Source organism: Candidatus Mancarchaeum acidiphilum (genome assembly GCF_002214165.1).
GTDB lineage: Archaea > Micrarchaeota > Micrarchaeia > Micrarchaeales > Micrarchaeaceae > Mancarchaeum > Mancarchaeum acidiphilum.
In genome coordinates, this window is the sequence record NZ_CP019964.1 from 96976 (window position 1) to 112096 (window position 15121).

13 protein-coding genes, 1 tRNA gene and 1 pseudogene are annotated in these 15121 nt (G+C 40.3%); 10 read left to right on the forward strand and 5 right to left on the reverse strand.

Annotation, left to right across the window (positions count from 1 at the left end):
* Position 1: 1 nt before the first annotated feature.
* Positions 2-874 (reverse strand): PD-(D/E)XK nuclease family protein, encoded by an 873-nt coding sequence (locus Mia14_RS00620; RefSeq protein WP_088819633.1) that lies wholly within the window; start codon positions 872-874, stop codon positions 2-4.
* 117 nt (positions 875-991) lie between these two features.
* Here Mia14_RS00620 and Mia14_RS00625 point away from each other — a divergent pair, with 117 nt between their 5' ends.
* Entirely contained in the window at positions 992-1621 is a 630-nt protein-coding gene (locus Mia14_RS00625; protein ID WP_088819634.1) for a hypothetical protein, read from the forward strand.
* 3 nt (positions 1622-1624) lie between these two features.
* On the opposite strand, the gene ychF is transcribed toward Mia14_RS00625, so the two are convergent.
* Positions 1625-2800 (reverse strand): YchF-related putative GTPase, encoded by a 1176-nt coding sequence (gene ychF / locus Mia14_RS00630; RefSeq protein ID WP_088819635.1) that lies wholly within the window; start codon positions 2798-2800, stop codon positions 1625-1627.
* Positions 2801-2999: 199 nt separating this feature from the next.
* Here ychF and Mia14_RS00635 point away from each other — a divergent pair.
* From Mia14_RS00635 to Mia14_RS00645, 3 genes and pseudogenes are all read left to right on the forward strand, one after another.
* Positions 3000-3290, forward strand: a pseudogene (locus tag Mia14_RS00635) (zinc ribbon domain-containing protein); the annotation flags it as partial.
* A gap of 99 nt (positions 3291-3389) precedes the next feature.
* Positions 3390-4322, forward strand: coding sequence for a hypothetical protein (locus Mia14_RS00640; protein WP_088819637.1), 933 nt, complete (start codon positions 3390-3392; stop codon positions 4320-4322).
* A gap of 95 nt (positions 4323-4417) precedes the next feature.
* Positions 4418-6835: a hypothetical protein gene (locus tag Mia14_RS00645; protein ID WP_088819638.1), complete on the forward strand. Its 2418-nt coding sequence runs from the start codon at positions 4418-4420 to the stop codon at positions 6833-6835.
* Here the strand turns inward: Mia14_RS00645 and Mia14_RS00650 are convergent.
* On the reverse strand, positions 6804-7979 hold the full coding sequence (locus tag Mia14_RS00650) for a tRNA sulfurtransferase (protein WP_088819639.1): 1176 nt from the start codon (positions 7977-7979) through the stop codon (positions 6804-6806). The genes Mia14_RS00645 and Mia14_RS00650 overlap by 32 nt on opposite strands.
* Positions 7980-8166: 187 nt before the next feature.
* Here Mia14_RS00650 and Mia14_RS00655 point away from each other — a divergent pair, with 187 nt between their 5' ends.
* From Mia14_RS00655 to Mia14_RS00665, 3 genes are all read left to right on the forward strand, one after another.
* Positions 8167-8718 carry a hypothetical protein gene (locus Mia14_RS00655; RefSeq protein WP_088819640.1) on the forward strand — a complete coding sequence of 184 codons (552 nt, stop codon included), beginning with the start codon at positions 8167-8169 and terminating at the stop codon, positions 8716-8718.
* Between the two features lie 183 nt (positions 8719-8901).
* Positions 8902-9099: a protein translocase SEC61 complex subunit gamma gene (locus Mia14_RS00660; protein WP_088819641.1), complete on the forward strand. Its 198-nt coding sequence runs from the start codon at positions 8902-8904 to the stop codon at positions 9097-9099.
* A 40-nt stretch (positions 9100-9139) separates the two neighbouring features.
* Positions 9140-9913, forward strand: a complete 774-nt coding sequence (locus Mia14_RS00665) for a CCDC25 family protein (protein ID WP_088819642.1) — start codon at positions 9140-9142, stop codon at positions 9911-9913.
* 52 nt (positions 9914-9965) lie between these two features.
* Here Mia14_RS00665 and Mia14_RS00670 read toward each other — a convergent pair whose 3' ends face one another.
* Positions 9966-10202: a hypothetical protein gene (locus tag Mia14_RS00670; protein ID WP_088819643.1), complete on the reverse strand. Its 237-nt coding sequence runs from the start codon at positions 10200-10202 to the stop codon at positions 9966-9968.
* 84 nt (positions 10203-10286) lie between these two features.
* Positions 10287-10371 (reverse strand) — tRNA-Leu (locus Mia14_RS00675).
* A gap of 241 nt (positions 10372-10612) precedes the next feature.
* Between Mia14_RS00675 and Mia14_RS00680 the strand changes: the two genes are divergently transcribed.
* From Mia14_RS00680 to Mia14_RS00690, 3 genes are all read left to right on the forward strand, one after another.
* On the forward strand, positions 10613-13504 hold the full coding sequence (locus tag Mia14_RS00680) for an S-layer protein (protein ID WP_088819644.1): 2892 nt from the start codon (positions 10613-10615) through the stop codon (positions 13502-13504).
* A 171-nt stretch (positions 13505-13675) separates the two neighbouring features.
* The gene (locus Mia14_RS00685; protein WP_088819645.1) at positions 13676-14608 is read left to right on the forward strand and encodes an AAA family ATPase; all 933 of its coding nucleotides are present in this window, start codon (positions 13676-13678) and stop codon (positions 14606-14608) included.
* Between the two features lie 8 nt (positions 14609-14616).
* The gene (locus Mia14_RS00690) at positions 14617-15117 is read left to right on the forward strand and encodes a hypothetical protein (RefSeq protein ID WP_088819646.1); all 501 of its coding nucleotides are present in this window, start codon (positions 14617-14619) and stop codon (positions 15115-15117) included.
* Positions 15118-15121 lie beyond the last annotated feature (4 nt).

The following is a 15121-nucleotide window of genomic DNA, read 5'->3' on the forward strand; positions in this document are numbered from 1 at the left end:
CTCATTCACCCAATTTTCTCTGCGGCCACCAGACTTTGCAGTCATTTCCGAAAAACATGCAGTGGTTGCACTTCCATTTCTCTTCATAAGGGACGGGAAGCGCATCTCTCTCTCCCTTCCAATACCTCAAAGAGAATTCCAGCATCTTCGATATCTCACTGCTGCTGTACTGGAACTTCAATACCTTTATCTCTTCCTTTGTAAATTGGTTTATGTACCTTAGGTAAAGGCTGCTTCCTGTATTGACCTTTCTGTAAAGCTCAAATACCTTATTCGATACGTAATCGAAAGATTTCTGCTCATCATCCAAACCTATATCGGAAAGCTGCTTGACGAAATCATCGGTAAGCCTAAGCCTGCCTATTCCATAGGTATTTTTAAAATCATCAAAAGTATAGGATCCATTGGAGATGTCATCAAACATCTTTTTATATGTCATAACCTGGACCTTATGCGTGATCAATTCAGCTTCTCCAGGGACTCTGTCAGAAGACCTTGTCTTGTCCTCTATTATTACCGCTTGCCCTTTGAGAATCCTTATTTCGTCTATCTTGCCAACCAACCTAAACCCGTTCAAAGATCCATAGATCTGTATCTCCCTTGCCCTGTCAGTTTTACCAAGAGATTCCAATGACTTATAAGTAGTATATAAGGTTTTGAACAGAGAATCTCCATAGCTTTTAGGGTTCAATTCTATAGGAACGTTTACTTCATTTTCCATCATTTCATGTATTGCCTTGCCCTTCTTGATCTCTGCTGTCGCCTTCTTGGCCCTGCTTAGCTTATAGAGTTCCATCTGCTTCTCGCACCAGTATTGGGATGCTATGTCCGTTGCAGTTACGCTGCTCTTATGCAGTCTCTCTAAAGCATTCAATTCAATCAGCCTGCCTACTTGTCTTCATAGCGAAATTCGCTCAGCGATCATCTCACTCATCATTTAGGATAATATCAAAATCAATGCTTTTATACTTTATTATTCTATTTTACTTATATGGCTAATAAAAAGAACCAGCCAAAAGGCAATGATGTACTTGACGATGTAGATGTTTCAGGAGTGGTGAATAGCCCGTATGAGGGGAATTCTGCAATAAAAAACAATGTTAAACCCCCAAATTACACGCCTCCACCTTCACCTAGTTCATTGTCAAACGTATACGAACAGAAATCCTACGAAACAGATTTCACAGAAGAAGGAGAGATAAGCGGACCTCTGACATTGTGGATTGGGGCGATGGTAGTAGGTATTGTTCTTATAATAGCTTCAACATTAAGCATATTCGGGCCCGTACAGTCAATAATGTATAAAATAGGATACTATATAATTTACCTTCCGGGCACCTTTATATTCCCACTAATAGTTGGTGCATGGCTTGGCAACAAGACAGCTAGGCCCAATATGCTGAAATCTATAAAGGCATCTTTGATAAACTCAATATACGCTTCAATAATATACTCAATAGCTGTGCTCATAATATACCTTATACTGTACTATACCTCAAACCTTCTTTCTAAGATAACTGTGAGCAACTTTAGCACAATGATCATTGGAATTCCTATACTGATAGTTATAATCGTAGGTGCTGTAATCAACTTCCTAAGGTCCGCACGCCACCATATATGAATTTCAACGCTTCGCAGCGCTCACTATTTTTATTATGTCTCCGTCCTTCAGTACATAGTTCTTGGCTAACCTTACCTTCTTCACAGCATCAACCGCGTAAAGCATATTGTTTCCTATGTCCGTGTGTATCTTCATTGCAAGGTCATAAGCCGTTGACCCCTCGGGCACCAATATTGCATCAGGAAGCACATTGCCGAAATGGTCTGCGAATTTATTCTCGTCTTCAACGGGATATACTACGATTTCCTTAAGCAGCTTGAACACGATATAATTGATTACATCCTGTACATGTGTGCCTTCTCCCTTTATGAAATTTGCCATAAAAGAAAGAGCCTTCTTCTGGTCTTCGCTTATTTCGCTATTTAGAATTTCAAATGATTTCATACCAGGTGAATACTTTATCACGCCTTTTTCATTCGCCTTCCTAAGCGCATACTCTATAACTGCGGAGCACCATTCAACATCCTTGAAGTTTTCTTTTAATGATTCTACATTCGCCTTCGCGGTAGCCGTATCCAAATCATATTTATTTGCCACGACCAAAACGGGCTTTGAAATCTCTATCAGCTTCTCTGCAAACTTATAGATCTGTGCATCATCCCAATTTATCCTTGACGAAGAAAGCTTTAGTTCATTAATCGTATCTTCAATCTCTGCTCTGGTTATTTTCATCCCTGTAAGGATTTCATAAAGGGCATCTATTCCATCCTCCCTTCTGGATATCGCCTTGATATGCTTCTTTATAATCCCTGCAAGCCACTTGTGCAGTTCATCATTTACCATATTCACATCATCAACAGGATTGCAGTTGCTGCACGGGTTTCCTGAAGAATCCGTCCTGCCGCTGGCATCTACCACAAGCATCAAAGCATCTGCTATAGAAAGGTCGTTTAAAAATTGGTTTCCCATGCCTTTGCCTTCGCTTGCCCCCTCGACAAGTCCTGCAACATCAACTATATTAACCGGGACATACCTTGTTCCTTCAACACAGAGAGAGTTCCTTGGATTGCACTTTGTGCCAAGCCTCTTTTCTGGGCATTCGACAGCAACATAAGTCAAGCCTTTATTGGGATCTATTGTTGTAAACGGATAATCTGCAACCTGTGCATCATGCATTGTCAATGCAGAGAACAATGTGCTTTTGCCTTTGTTTGGGGCTCCTATTATGCCTATTAACATTTTATCATCTTAAGAATAATCATTAACAAGAAACCAAAAATATATAGCAAACAGATATTATTTATTTATATCCGCAAAATTGCTAGCATTCCCAATAACCAAACCTTACGAATATTGACCTTATCAAATGTGGCGTAAAATCCACACAGATGATTCTTGGGTAAATTTCATGCAATTGCCGCAATAAAAGGCTGAAAGTGCTGGTTGTGCGGCAATGAAAGTGAATCCCAAATATACATCAATGGCATGCAGCAAATGTGCCAATGCGCAAAGTATATCCATATCCCAAATGGCATTCATCTGTGAAAAGTGGGGGATGTCAATGGACAGGGATGTGAATGCTGCGCAGAACATACTCAAAAGGGCTTTGAACTTAATTAGTTCAACTACCAAAGGGCATTCAGGAAGTCAAGCCCGCAGAGACGGCATAAGACCTTACGCAAGAGAGGCAGTTGCCAATGAAGCAAGAACTATAACGGTGGCATCATGACGACAAATCGTAACCAGCCTGGAAGCCCACACCGCTTGCATGTGGGAGGATGTCACACAAAACTTATTAATATATAAACGCACGCTAAGTAAAGGAGGAATGGTTATGGTATCAAAGGACAAAAAAGTTTACAAGAACAAAGTCACTGAGTTGGAGTATAAGGGGAATTCCCTAATTTATCCTAATGGATCTTCAATAATGGGGAATCAGTTTAAAAATGAATTCGATTACGTAAAATTTATAGCAGGGAAAGGCCCAAAGCTAGTTCTAGTAGGAGGCGGAGAAAGGAAGGTTGAAACTCCATTAAAACTGGCAGGGTACTTGAACCCATCAGATGATATAGACATAGCTGCAAAAGAATCGGATGTTAATTATATACTTAATAACCACAAATCTGGAACATTCCGCATGATAGATAACACAAAGACAGTCTGCGAAGGGCTAAGTTCATATAAAGAGGTAATATATTATTCCTTATTTAGCGTAATAAAAGACACTGAGGTTCCGGACAGGGACAAGTACATAGACATATTCACGAGAAATATAGGACCAATACCTGTATACGAGAATATGTTCAATGATGCCATTAATGCCAAAATATCCTATGAGTCTAGTTCAGGGAAAGAATCAATAAAGGTGAAGCTGCAGCCTCCCGAGTACAGCATTGCGACTTCATTGAATCCTCTTGTATATAAGGATAAAAGGGCAATCCCTGAAATTGTGTCCTTATATATGCTGTTTTCGAAGGACTTTATTGATTTTGATTCAGTACTTCAAGGCGCAATGAAACTGCTTAAGGCAAGCGAAAAGCTGGTTGCAGATAAAATAAGCGTTTATAGCAACAATTACAACCCTCCTGAAGATATTGATATGGCAAGGTATACCAATTATTCCGACAACATAAATAAAATAAGCAGCAAATTGGGCAACAATCGCAACAAGGTGCGCAGGATACTCCGCAAAGGCGATGTAGAAATGGAAAAGTTTGATGAATTCTATGAAACCTTAAGCAACGCATTCAAGGATTATTAAGCAGTTTATCCCTGCCAAAAACATGTGCTAGGCATAAAAGGTTATAAAATACTTTTTCTTGAATAACTATTGTTATGGTTTCTCAAAGTGATTCCTTGGACGAAAAACCCAATATACTGGAAAATATAAACTCTACTAACACGACCCAAGATAGTCAGAGCGCAGTAAAAATTCCAAAGCCATCGTTCAAAGAAGGTGTCTTAAGGAATCAAAACTTAATAATTGCAATCTTATTTCTGCTTATATTGATTTTAACAATATACTTGAGAACCGGAATGATGAAGTACGAAGGATTCTTTTCGCCAGATGGATTCTACAAGTATGCGGTTTTACAACAGGCAATTCTCCATAATTATACTATACCTGAAACCCTTATTTACTCCGGTTTCCCTACTCATAACTATATATCAAACAGGCTTGGAGGCTATTATGTAAGCTTATACCCATACATAATCCTTAAAGGGCTTGGGGTAAGCTTATATACGATAATGCGTGATATACCTCTTGTTTTTGCCCTCCTAGATGCAATAGCAATATACTTCCTGATGCAATACCTTTCAAAAAGCAAAGTTCTTGGCTTGCTGGGTATGCTGATGGTAGCGGTATCCCCGGCAAATTTATCTGTAACATCAGCACTGGTTTATAGGGGAGACATATTCATATCAGTATTTGCAATAGTTGCATTTATTCTTTTAATAAAAGCCTATAGGTCAAGAACAGCAAAATCCGAATTTGAGTATGCCGTATTAACATCAATCGTGCTTGGATTTGGAACAATGATATGGGGAGGGGCACCATTCACGGTTGCGATATACTTCCTGGCCATAGCAATTATGGTGGCTGTTGGATATATAAGAGGTGACAAAAAGTCTTTGAAAATATCTTCTATCCTGGCGGCCACGATAATAATAGAATATCTTATGGAGCACATTTTCGAAGCACTTGGAATAATAAGGGTACCAGAGTTTCTTTCAGGAGCTTCGTTTTTTGTATTTTACCTGCCTTTAGTTATAGGATCAATAATAGCACTATATATAATAGGTTACAGAGAAAAGGCAGCAGCCGCGGGGGAGAAAATAAATCCCCTTATAAGCAAAATATCAATGTCACCAATATCAAGAGCAGGGTTCGTAGTGGCAATAGCAATAATAGTGGCAATAATTATTTTGGTCCCCTTTTCAAGTGTAATAAAGGTAATAGCTTCTGGAGGTGGCCTTGTTTCTGCCCAAACCGCATTGGAAAAAACGATACAAGAACTAGCGCCACCCACAACAACTTTCATATGGGACAGTTATAACCTAGAAATTATACTATTTGTCATAGGAGTAGCGGCATACCTGCTTTTTGCAAGCGATTTGGGAAGCAGAACACAGACAAGTTCATACAAAAACATATATAAGAGGATAACAGGGAACTTTACCCCTGAGTTTGTGATAATGGTATCCTACTTGCTTGTGACAGGGTATCTGCAGTCTCAAGCAACAAGGTACGGCTCATTGTTCTCAGTACCAGTTGCTGTATTCTCTGCATACGCCCTTTATTCGATAGGGATTGTAATAAGCAGGAAATTCAATAGCATAAATGCAAGCAAATACCGGATAACCAAGGAATTTGGCAGCTGGAACTACATATATTATGGATTGGCAACAGGACTGATAATAATAATGCTGATGTATGCGTTTACAACGACGGCAACCAATGCTCCATCCGACAACATAAATTCCCAGTTCCTTAGCGCTTTGTCGTGGATGAAGAACAATACCCCTTCAAACTCAACTGTTTTAGCGGTATGGCCAGATGGATCGGAAGTAGAGGGCTGGGCAAACAGGCAATCTGTAATGGACAGTGTAGGGGGCCAGAACCCAAAATCTATAAAGGGATTCTCCTTATTCCTGTTCAATGATTCACCTGATATCCAGTACCTTAATTCTGTGCATAATCCAGATTACATAGTTGCAAGGAATTATTGGTGGAGTGAGATAGGGGGAATAGAAGTTGAGGGATTGCTTTCCAATTCAAGCAGCCCCGGTTATGCAGGAAATGAGAAAAACTTCTCAGTCGTAATGTTTCCTTCAAGCACAGAATCAAAATATAGCAACGGATATGTTTTCCTTATGAACATAACCAGCATAAATCTCTACACCGCGCTGATATATAATACGTCAGACATTAACAAAAGCTACGCAATAGAATATACTCCCGGAGGCAGAAGCTACAAATACATAAAGCATATACTGATATATGATATATCAAACTTTGACCATATACTTATAAACTCCTCCGAGCCAGGAGCTTTAAACTCAACACTTTATGTCGAAACTTCCGCTGAAGGGACTCAGTTCATATACCTTTTAGGACCAAAATTCCTGAACAGCAATTTTGTCAAAATTGAGTCATTATGCAATTCCACAGCGTGCAACTATGATGCAAACGGGTCAGTGAAGCTAAAGATGGTTTATGGCAACGATGACACGAAGATTTTCAAGGTAATCTATCCGAACGCTTCAACTTGACGATTGGGTAATCCAGGGCATCCGCCTTCAGAAGGCTTCTGTCAGATATGTCATCCATACCGACTGAATTTGACAGTTCATCTATGTAACTTAGTCTTGTCGTAGTGACGGCATCTCTTGAATGCATGGAGCACACATCCTTGTACTTTATTATCGATTGATCGTATGTGCCTATTTCTTTGGCCTTTGATATTATATCCTGCTTGTCTAACCCTATCAGGGGCCTCATTACCAGCAGGTCATTTACATCATGCGAAGTAGATATAAGGTTGGAAACAGTCTGGGATGACACCTGGCTCAAGCTTTCTCCTGTCACTATAACTTTGGCCCCCTCCTTTTTAGCTATTTTTTTAGCCATCTGGTAAAGCATGCGCTTGAATAATATAATCTCGAACGAATGCTTCACATCAAGTATGGAAAGTTGGAATATGTACGCGGGTACATAATAAACCCTAAACCTACTGTAGTACTTAGAAAGAGTTTCAAGGATCAATCCCATCTTAGAGTTCTCCGCTTTGCCGTTGTCGTTGAATGCGTGTACATGAAGGTATATTGGGACAAGCCCTCTCTTCATCGCATAATAGGATGCAACAGGGGAATCTATCCCCCCTGAAAGCAGTATGACAGCTTTTCCTGACATGCCAACCGGAAGCCCACCAAGGCCTTTGAAAACTTCTTTATTTAGATATTCAAAAGTGCCTATATTCGTAGGGTTTATGAAAAGAATTTTATCCGAATCCCTAGAAACTTCTATACTGTCCTGATTTATAAAAGCGGATACTATATCCTTAGAGGTGAACTCCAAGCTTTTGTCTGTCCTGTGGGCAGATATCTTAAAAGGCCCTATCTCATTGCTGCATAACTTTAAGGCAGCTTTTAGTACAGAATCAATACTGTTATCGGTAATAACTCCTTTTATAAATCTAGATATCCCGAACACATATCCAAGCTTTTCCAGTATGCTACCTGTATCAGACGATCCATCAATGTATATAAGGAACCTATCTCTAAGAGGCACAAATCTACTATATTTAAGCCCTGAAATGGAATCCAATACATTATCCTTAAGCATCTTTATGAAATTTGGCCTATTTTTACCTTTAAGCCAAAGTTCCCCGAAATAAACTACTATAACCTCCTGCATTTAAATCAGCTTACAAATTTTAAATTAAGGATAACTATGCTCTATGCAGACGGAAACGTCAAATCAAAGAGCAATTCCAATGTTATTTTATTGAAAGGTAAAAATTATTATACCTGACCGATTTCCATTTATGAATAAATAAAAGCAAATATTATATATTTGAAAAAATACAAGATTAACGATTATCATGGCAACTTACTTCGAAAAGAGGTCTGCAAAGAAGAGGAAGAGCGAGCTTGAGAAGGAATACGTTAAAAAGGATAAGGAATTCGATTACATGACGCAGAACAAAGACGAATTGACTAAACGTGCCATTGGTGTAATAGAATCCGAAAATGACGATAAGCCGTTATCAGAAGAGAAAATCAAGGTAGTGTCAAAAGCCGTGCAAAGCACGATGGACTACATCACCAGCAACAGAGACCGTTATATTAATCACTTCAAGGATATAATAAAATATTATGATGACGTAAAAGAGGATGACCCTGAAAGAATAGAGAAATTGAGAAACTTTACAGCACCTTTGAGGGATAGTGTAATCAGTATAATAGAAGATTCTTTAACTGCCGAAGAAAATGCAATGCTTACTGATGACGACAAGAAGCTAATATACGTGGTAATACAGGTAGGTTTCATAAAACCATACACAAGGCATCGGCTTGCAGCCCAAAAATACGGGGACATGATGAGAGCAGAGGACCAGATAATCAACAGCAAAAAGAATGATGTAGACTACTAATAATACTAGGGGTATTATTAGGTCAATCCAGAGTCGGCTATCCTGTTATAAATCCTGTTAAATGTATTTTTCTAATTATTCAATAGTATAGCAGGAAAGTCAAATGCAAGGGCAATAATAGAAACTATTATAAAACAAACAATTTAAGTTATTAAACAAATACTAATGATTAGGTAGGTTCCAATGAACGTATATGAAAAATTCAAATCATTCTTATCAAATTCAAGGCATATTATAGATATAAGCTACAAGCCAGAGAGCAGGGAATATGACAGAAGCGCAAAGATAATAATACTAGGTATATTGCTATTGGGAGTAGTGGGATTCATAATTGCCGTGATAATATCCCTTCTGGTTACCGGAACATTGTCAATGGTGTGACCGCAGGCATGCTATAAGACAATAAGCGAAAGGTGCAAAGATGGAGATAAAGCTTGATTTTACAAAATCCTCACAGGAAAATGGGAACCACTATTATGAGGAAGCAAAAAGGCTTGAAGGCAAGATCGAAAGGGCCGAGGAGGCGACAAGTGCATTGAGAGCAAAGGCAGAAGAAGAGAAGTCAAGAGAATCAGAAGTCAAAACCAAAATTATAAAAGTGCAAGAGAAGAAATGGTACGAAAAGTTCCACTGGTTTTTTACTACAGGCAACCTGCTTGCCATAGGAGGAAGGGATGCACAGCAGAACGAGCTATTGAATTCAAAGTACTTTGAGGACCACGACCTATTTTTCCACGCAAACATATTCGGCGCATCAGTAGTAATACTAAAGGATGGATTGAATGCATCCAAAGATGACAAGGAAGAATGTGCTCAGTTCTCGGCATCATATTCAAGCGCATGGAATAAGATGCAGGGAGAGGTGGATGTATACTGCATGAGGCGCGACCAAGTAAGCAAATCCACGAACAAAGGTTCATTGGGGACTGGGAGTTTCCTATTAAAAGGAGAGAGGGAATGGTACAGGAATACCAATCTAAAGCTGGTAGCCATTGTAGAAAATGAGAAGCTTGAGGTTCTTCCTTACAAGCGATTCCTGCACATTGAAAACACCGAGCAAATAAAGAGAGTAATAATAGAAATTGGGAGGATACAGAAATCGGATGCTGCAAAGAAGATATCATCAATACTGAAATACGATGATATTAATACTATAATGCAACAGCTTCCAGCAGGAACATTCTCACTGGAGTAATAATAATACCCGCAAAAGCAACAATATTAATCTACGCTAGAAAAAAGAACTCCTATCTACGGGCTCTATTCCTGACAAGTTTTATGAAATTCCATGAGGCCACAATAGTAAACGCCGCCTCCAATATTATAAATACATTAAGCTGAAGCAGTATGGAATACACAAATAGCACAAAATCACCGACTATCTGAGTAGACCAACCTAATTTATGTTCATTCCTCCCGAGCAGGTAAATCGACGCCAACAGGATCAGCATCCCTGCATATCCTAAAATTGTAGCAAAATTCAATAAATCACCAAAATTTGAAAGTCTATTCTGCAAGCAAGCTATAAAAAACGATGCACAATAAGTGAAACATAAAATACGCATAAATGCAGGGAGTGAGATTTGAACTCACGAACCCCTACGGGACCAGGCCCTGAACCTGGCACATTTGGCCAGACTTTGTTATCCCTGCAAAATTCTCAAGAAGTCTATAAGTAATCTATATTAAATATTAAAATACTTACTGGTACATGGAATAAAAATAAAATACAAATCCTGCAACAAAGAAAATCCTTGAGTTTACGTTGATGCAAGAAATTTGATTTGACAATCCACGTACTTTAAAAATTGTCAAATAAAAGTTTATTTACGTATTTAAATAGATTTAAATACTTTTGTTTCATTTACTTGATTAAATATATTTGGTGAATTGAATGAAGCATATAAATGCAAAGAGAGTAGCCGCTGTCGCAGTCGGAACAGCGTTGTTAGGAATGGGATTAGCGTTTGCAGTTCCAGTATCCTTCCAAAGTGTGCCTATAGTGAGTTCAGCAGGGCAGCCAGTTGTGCAGATAGCACTTGGTTACAACGGAACTTACCCAGCAAGCATAACTGATGGAGTAGCAGCAGCAGACATTGCAGCCGCAATAGGAAACCTGGCGTACACAACAACCCCAGTGACAGTAAATATAAATGCCTCACAGGCAAGGAGCGTACTGAAGCCAGTCGTAACATCAAGTGCATACAAGCTTACAGACCAGCAGGTATGGCTTAATGAGTCAAGCTCTGCATACGTAAGCGGAAGTTATTCATTTGGTGCATTGATAGGATCAGTATTCAACAGAGGAATAAAGCTTAACACACTTTCAGCAACAAAGACAGTAGGAACAGTCGATGCATATCCAACTACATACAACCTTACAGCATCACCTACAGCAAGCCCTTACACAGCAACAGGATTCGTACCTGTATCAACTTCTGTATCAGCATCAACAAATGGAGGTGGAGTGTCATTCTCATCATTCCTTAATGGAACAGATGCGAACATAATGAGAGTTACAAGCACAAACCTTCCTTCACTTTTGAGCAATTATGGAGCAAATGGAGAGAACGAGTACCTATGGCTTACAGGATTCCCTGTATATGACCAGGCAAACAGCAGCTTTGCACTTGTAAATGCAGGAGGTGCATACCAGATAAACTTCAACAAGCCTATACCTGCGTACACATCAAGCAATTCAATAAACCATGCATCAATTATGTTCTTGGGAAAGAACTGGACAATAGCAAACTACACACTCCCTTCAGGAACTGTATCCTCAAGCACATACACAACAGGAGGAAAGCTTGAACTGGCATCTGCAGTATCACCTATAACGACACTGTACCTTGACCACTTCTTGAATTCAACACCTTTTGGAGTAGAACTATCAGGATTTACAGAACCTAACAGCTCAGGAATATCACAGCCTATTTACCATGTATTCTACAATGGAACACTGGTAAACTCAACAACAATAAAGATAGGAACAACAAAGCTGTTCAACGTAAGCGGCCACAAGATATATGTGTATGTAAAGAGTGCAGCAGCTGACGTTTTCGAAAGCGCAAGCTATGCAAAGACACAGCTTTACACAAACGTATACAACATAACTGATGGTGCACAATTGAACAAGACAAGCGCTCCTGGATGGTACACAGACATATTGTGGACAAATTCATCAACTAGCGGAACTCCTAATGAGCTTGAAGGAATAGTTGCATACAATTCAACACCTACAACATTGTACCCAGGCCAGTCATTCTCATTCATATCCGACCCTGCAATATGGAAGCTGGATTTTGAAGGGTCCTCATTGGCATCTGGAGACTATGACCATGTAACATCAACATTGACATCTGTGTCAAACATAAAGTACAGCAACAAGGGGGCTGCTGCTCTGGAAACAAACATAACAGAGCCTGGACAGGAATTGTCAGTATCGAGCTCAATATCAAACGCATTCAGCTTTGATGGCCAGATCAACAGCACAGTAAACTACCTGTTGACACCATATGAGTTGAACGACACGGCCCACACAGCACCTGCAAACACAGCAGCAGAGGTTTCAATTTCAAGCCCTGGAAACTACATCTCAGCAACAAATCCATTGAGCGTAGTGCTTACAGGATACCTTAGCTCAAGTGCAGTATCTCCAACATCCGCTTCAGTAACTTTCAATTCAGTTAGCGGAAATGTGATAGCGCCATTGGACTTCTATAACCTTACAAGCATAGAGCCACAGAGAGCAATACCTGGAATGGAAATAACTGCGATGGCAGGAAGCAACACAATAGGTGTATTGGCTCCAATCCCAACAGCACAAATATTGCTGACACCAGTTTCCGGAAGCTCAGTATATGGACTTGGATCTGCAGGAAGTGTCACATACAGCCAGCAGAACGGCCAGCCAACAACAACCTTTGCATTGAGCGGATCGCAGGACAGCAACACAATGCATGGCACACAGACAGCATACTACACATACACAATGAACGAGTATGATGTCCCAAGCAGCACAAACTACAATGACAGCTTGTCATATGCAATACTGAACTCGTCTGCAGGCGCAGATGCAACACCTCTGTTCCAGCTGAATTATTCATCATCTGCAACAGGGTACTCACACAACAACATGACCTATCTGTCTTCACAGAAAAACAGTGTAAAAGCACCTGCCGGATTTGTGACTGAAAGAGGGTCAAAGGTTGCATCAATCGCTCCAGAGAGTGCAGTGGTAGACATGGCAACATCTGTAGGAGAGCTTAACTTCTATGTAGCACCTACAAACGTAACAGCAGTGGTAAGCCATGCAAAGACCTATGGACCATACTCAATAGGGGAAGCAACAAACATACCTAACGTAACAATAGCAAACGTCAGCGCAAAGATATCCGTGAGCAATGCAAACTACACAATATCAGGAATAAGCAACCTGAGCTCTGCAGTAACAACAACACCATCAGTAGCAGATGTGCCTACAAACATAGAGAACATGACAATGCCTGGAAGCCCATCAGGATTGGTGATATTGGATACACAGGCTGCACCTACAAGCTCCTTGATACTGGTAGGAAGCGGATATGTAAACACATTGAGTGCACAGTTGCAGAAGGCTTACAACATAAGCGTAACTCCAACAAGCGCACCTATAGTGAAGGCATACCCAAGCTCTGCAACAGTGGGAGGACCTAGGATATTGGTAGCTGGATACAATGCAAGCCAGACAATGTCTGCAGCAAAGACCTTCATAGAAGATCTTTACGCAAATGCAGCAAAGTCCTGATTTGTTTCAGGGCTTCTTTTTTTCTTTTTTAACTTTTCCTAATTTCTCTTTCTGGTTTTTATAAATTCTCAACTTATTGAAATGAAGCTAATTCTCGATGCTTCTTAACGTTATCCCTAATTAAATCGTCAAATTAACGCTAATTATTTTAAACTATACTGTGTAATATTAATGATGGAAGCAGTAGATGTAAAGGATATATACCAGAAGATAGAGACTGAGATAAAGAAGCGCATAGCAGGTAAGCTGGACGTCGTAAAGCTGATGTTTGTCGCTATGATAGCCAATGGCCACATAATGCTTGAAGGAGCTCCAGGAGTCGCTAAGACTACGATGACAAAGACTTTGGCCGAAACCGTTCAGGCGAGCTTCGGAAGGATACAGGGTACTCCAGACCTTTCTTTCAAGGACATAGTCGGATACACTTATATGGACGACAAGAACAACGTGCAGCTTAAGAAAGGCCCTATATTCAACAATATACTGCTTATAGATGAGCTTAACAGGGCGCCCCCAAGGACAACTACCGCCCTTTTGGAATCGTTGGAAGAAAGGCAGGTAACTATGGGAGACTCGACAATGCCTTTGCCGAAACCATTCATCGCAATGGCAACGCAGAACCCTTTGAACATAGAAGGAACTACCTCCCTTCCTAAAGTGCTTACGGACAGGTTCCTCATGAGAGTTGCGGTAGACTACCCAAGCATGGAGGAAGAGCAGCAGATGCTGAGGATAAAGGAGAGCGAAGAGCACACGACAGTAAACAAGGTTATATCCGTTGATGATATACTGAGCATGCAGCAGCTTGTCAAATCCGTGTCAATGCCCGAAAAGATAATAAAATACATAACAGAGATAGTCGATGCGACAAGGACCGATATGCATGTAGTTATGGGCGGAAGCCCAAGAGCTGAGATCAGCTTCATGCAGTGCGGCAAAGCGCTGGCATTGGTGGAAGGAAGGAATGAGATAACTATAGATGACATCAAATACTTGGCCAAGCCAGTCCTAAGCCACAGGATTGCAGTAAGGGCGACAGGCGCTATAGGAGTCAACGGAATAATAGACGGTATAATAGCAAATATACCAACCGATGATCTTTGAGTGAGAACATGCACGATAATAAAAAAGTTAAAGCGCAATCCGCAATGGAATACCTTATGACCTATGGATGGGCGATATTGGTGATTGCCCTTATACTTGGAGTGCTATATGCACTAGGGGTCTTCAGCCCGTCATCTCTTGCGCACAACGAGTGCATATTCCCCGCAGGATACAGCTGCCTTAGCACCAACCTCCACCAGAGTGGAAATTTCACGCTAAACCTTCAACAGGTGACAAGCTCACCTATTAATGTCACAGGGGTCGGATGTGCGACCAACGTTTCAACCGCTTACATAGTGAGGCTGCCACATCAAATAACGATTGGGATTGGGGACAATTATACGTTCAGGTCCAATTCAAGCTTCCCTCTTCACTGCGTTGATAATGGAACTGTGTTTGCAAGGCCGATAGGAAGCATATTCAATGGCTATGTGATAGTAAACTACACCAATTTGCAGACAGGATTCCCAGGAATAGTCACGGCAACGCTGGTCCAGAAGGTTGATTGAATCC

Coding starts and splice junctions, on each gene's coding strand:
- Mia14_RS00625 (WP_088819634.1), top strand. CDS start 992: ATGGCTAATAAAAAGAACCAGCCAAAAGGCAATGATGTACTTGACGAT.
- ychF (WP_088819635.1), bottom strand. CDS start 2,800: ATGTTAATAGGCATAATAGGAGCCCCAAACAAAGGCAAAAGCACATTG.
- Mia14_RS00640 (WP_088819637.1), top strand. CDS start 3,390: ATGGTTATGGTATCAAAGGACAAAAAAGTTTACAAGAACAAAGTCACT.
- Mia14_RS00650 (WP_088819639.1), bottom strand. CDS start 7,979: ATGCAGGAGGTTATAGTAGTTTATTTCGGGGAACTTTGGCTTAAAGGT.
- Mia14_RS00655 (WP_088819640.1), top strand. CDS start 8,167: ATGGCAACTTACTTCGAAAAGAGGTCTGCAAAGAAGAGGAAGAGCGAG.
- Mia14_RS00660 (WP_088819641.1), top strand. CDS start 8,902: ATGAACGTATATGAAAAATTCAAATCATTCTTATCAAATTCAAGGCAT.
- Mia14_RS00665 (WP_088819642.1), top strand. CDS start 9,140: ATGGAGATAAAGCTTGATTTTACAAAATCCTCACAGGAAAATGGGAAC.
- Mia14_RS00680 (WP_088819644.1), top strand. CDS start 10,613: ATGAAGCATATAAATGCAAAGAGAGTAGCCGCTGTCGCAGTCGGAACA.
- Mia14_RS00685 (WP_088819645.1), top strand. CDS start 13,676: ATGATGGAAGCAGTAGATGTAAAGGATATATACCAGAAGATAGAGACT.
- Mia14_RS00690 (WP_088819646.1), top strand. CDS start 14,617: ATGCACGATAATAAAAAAGTTAAAGCGCAATCCGCAATGGAATACCTT.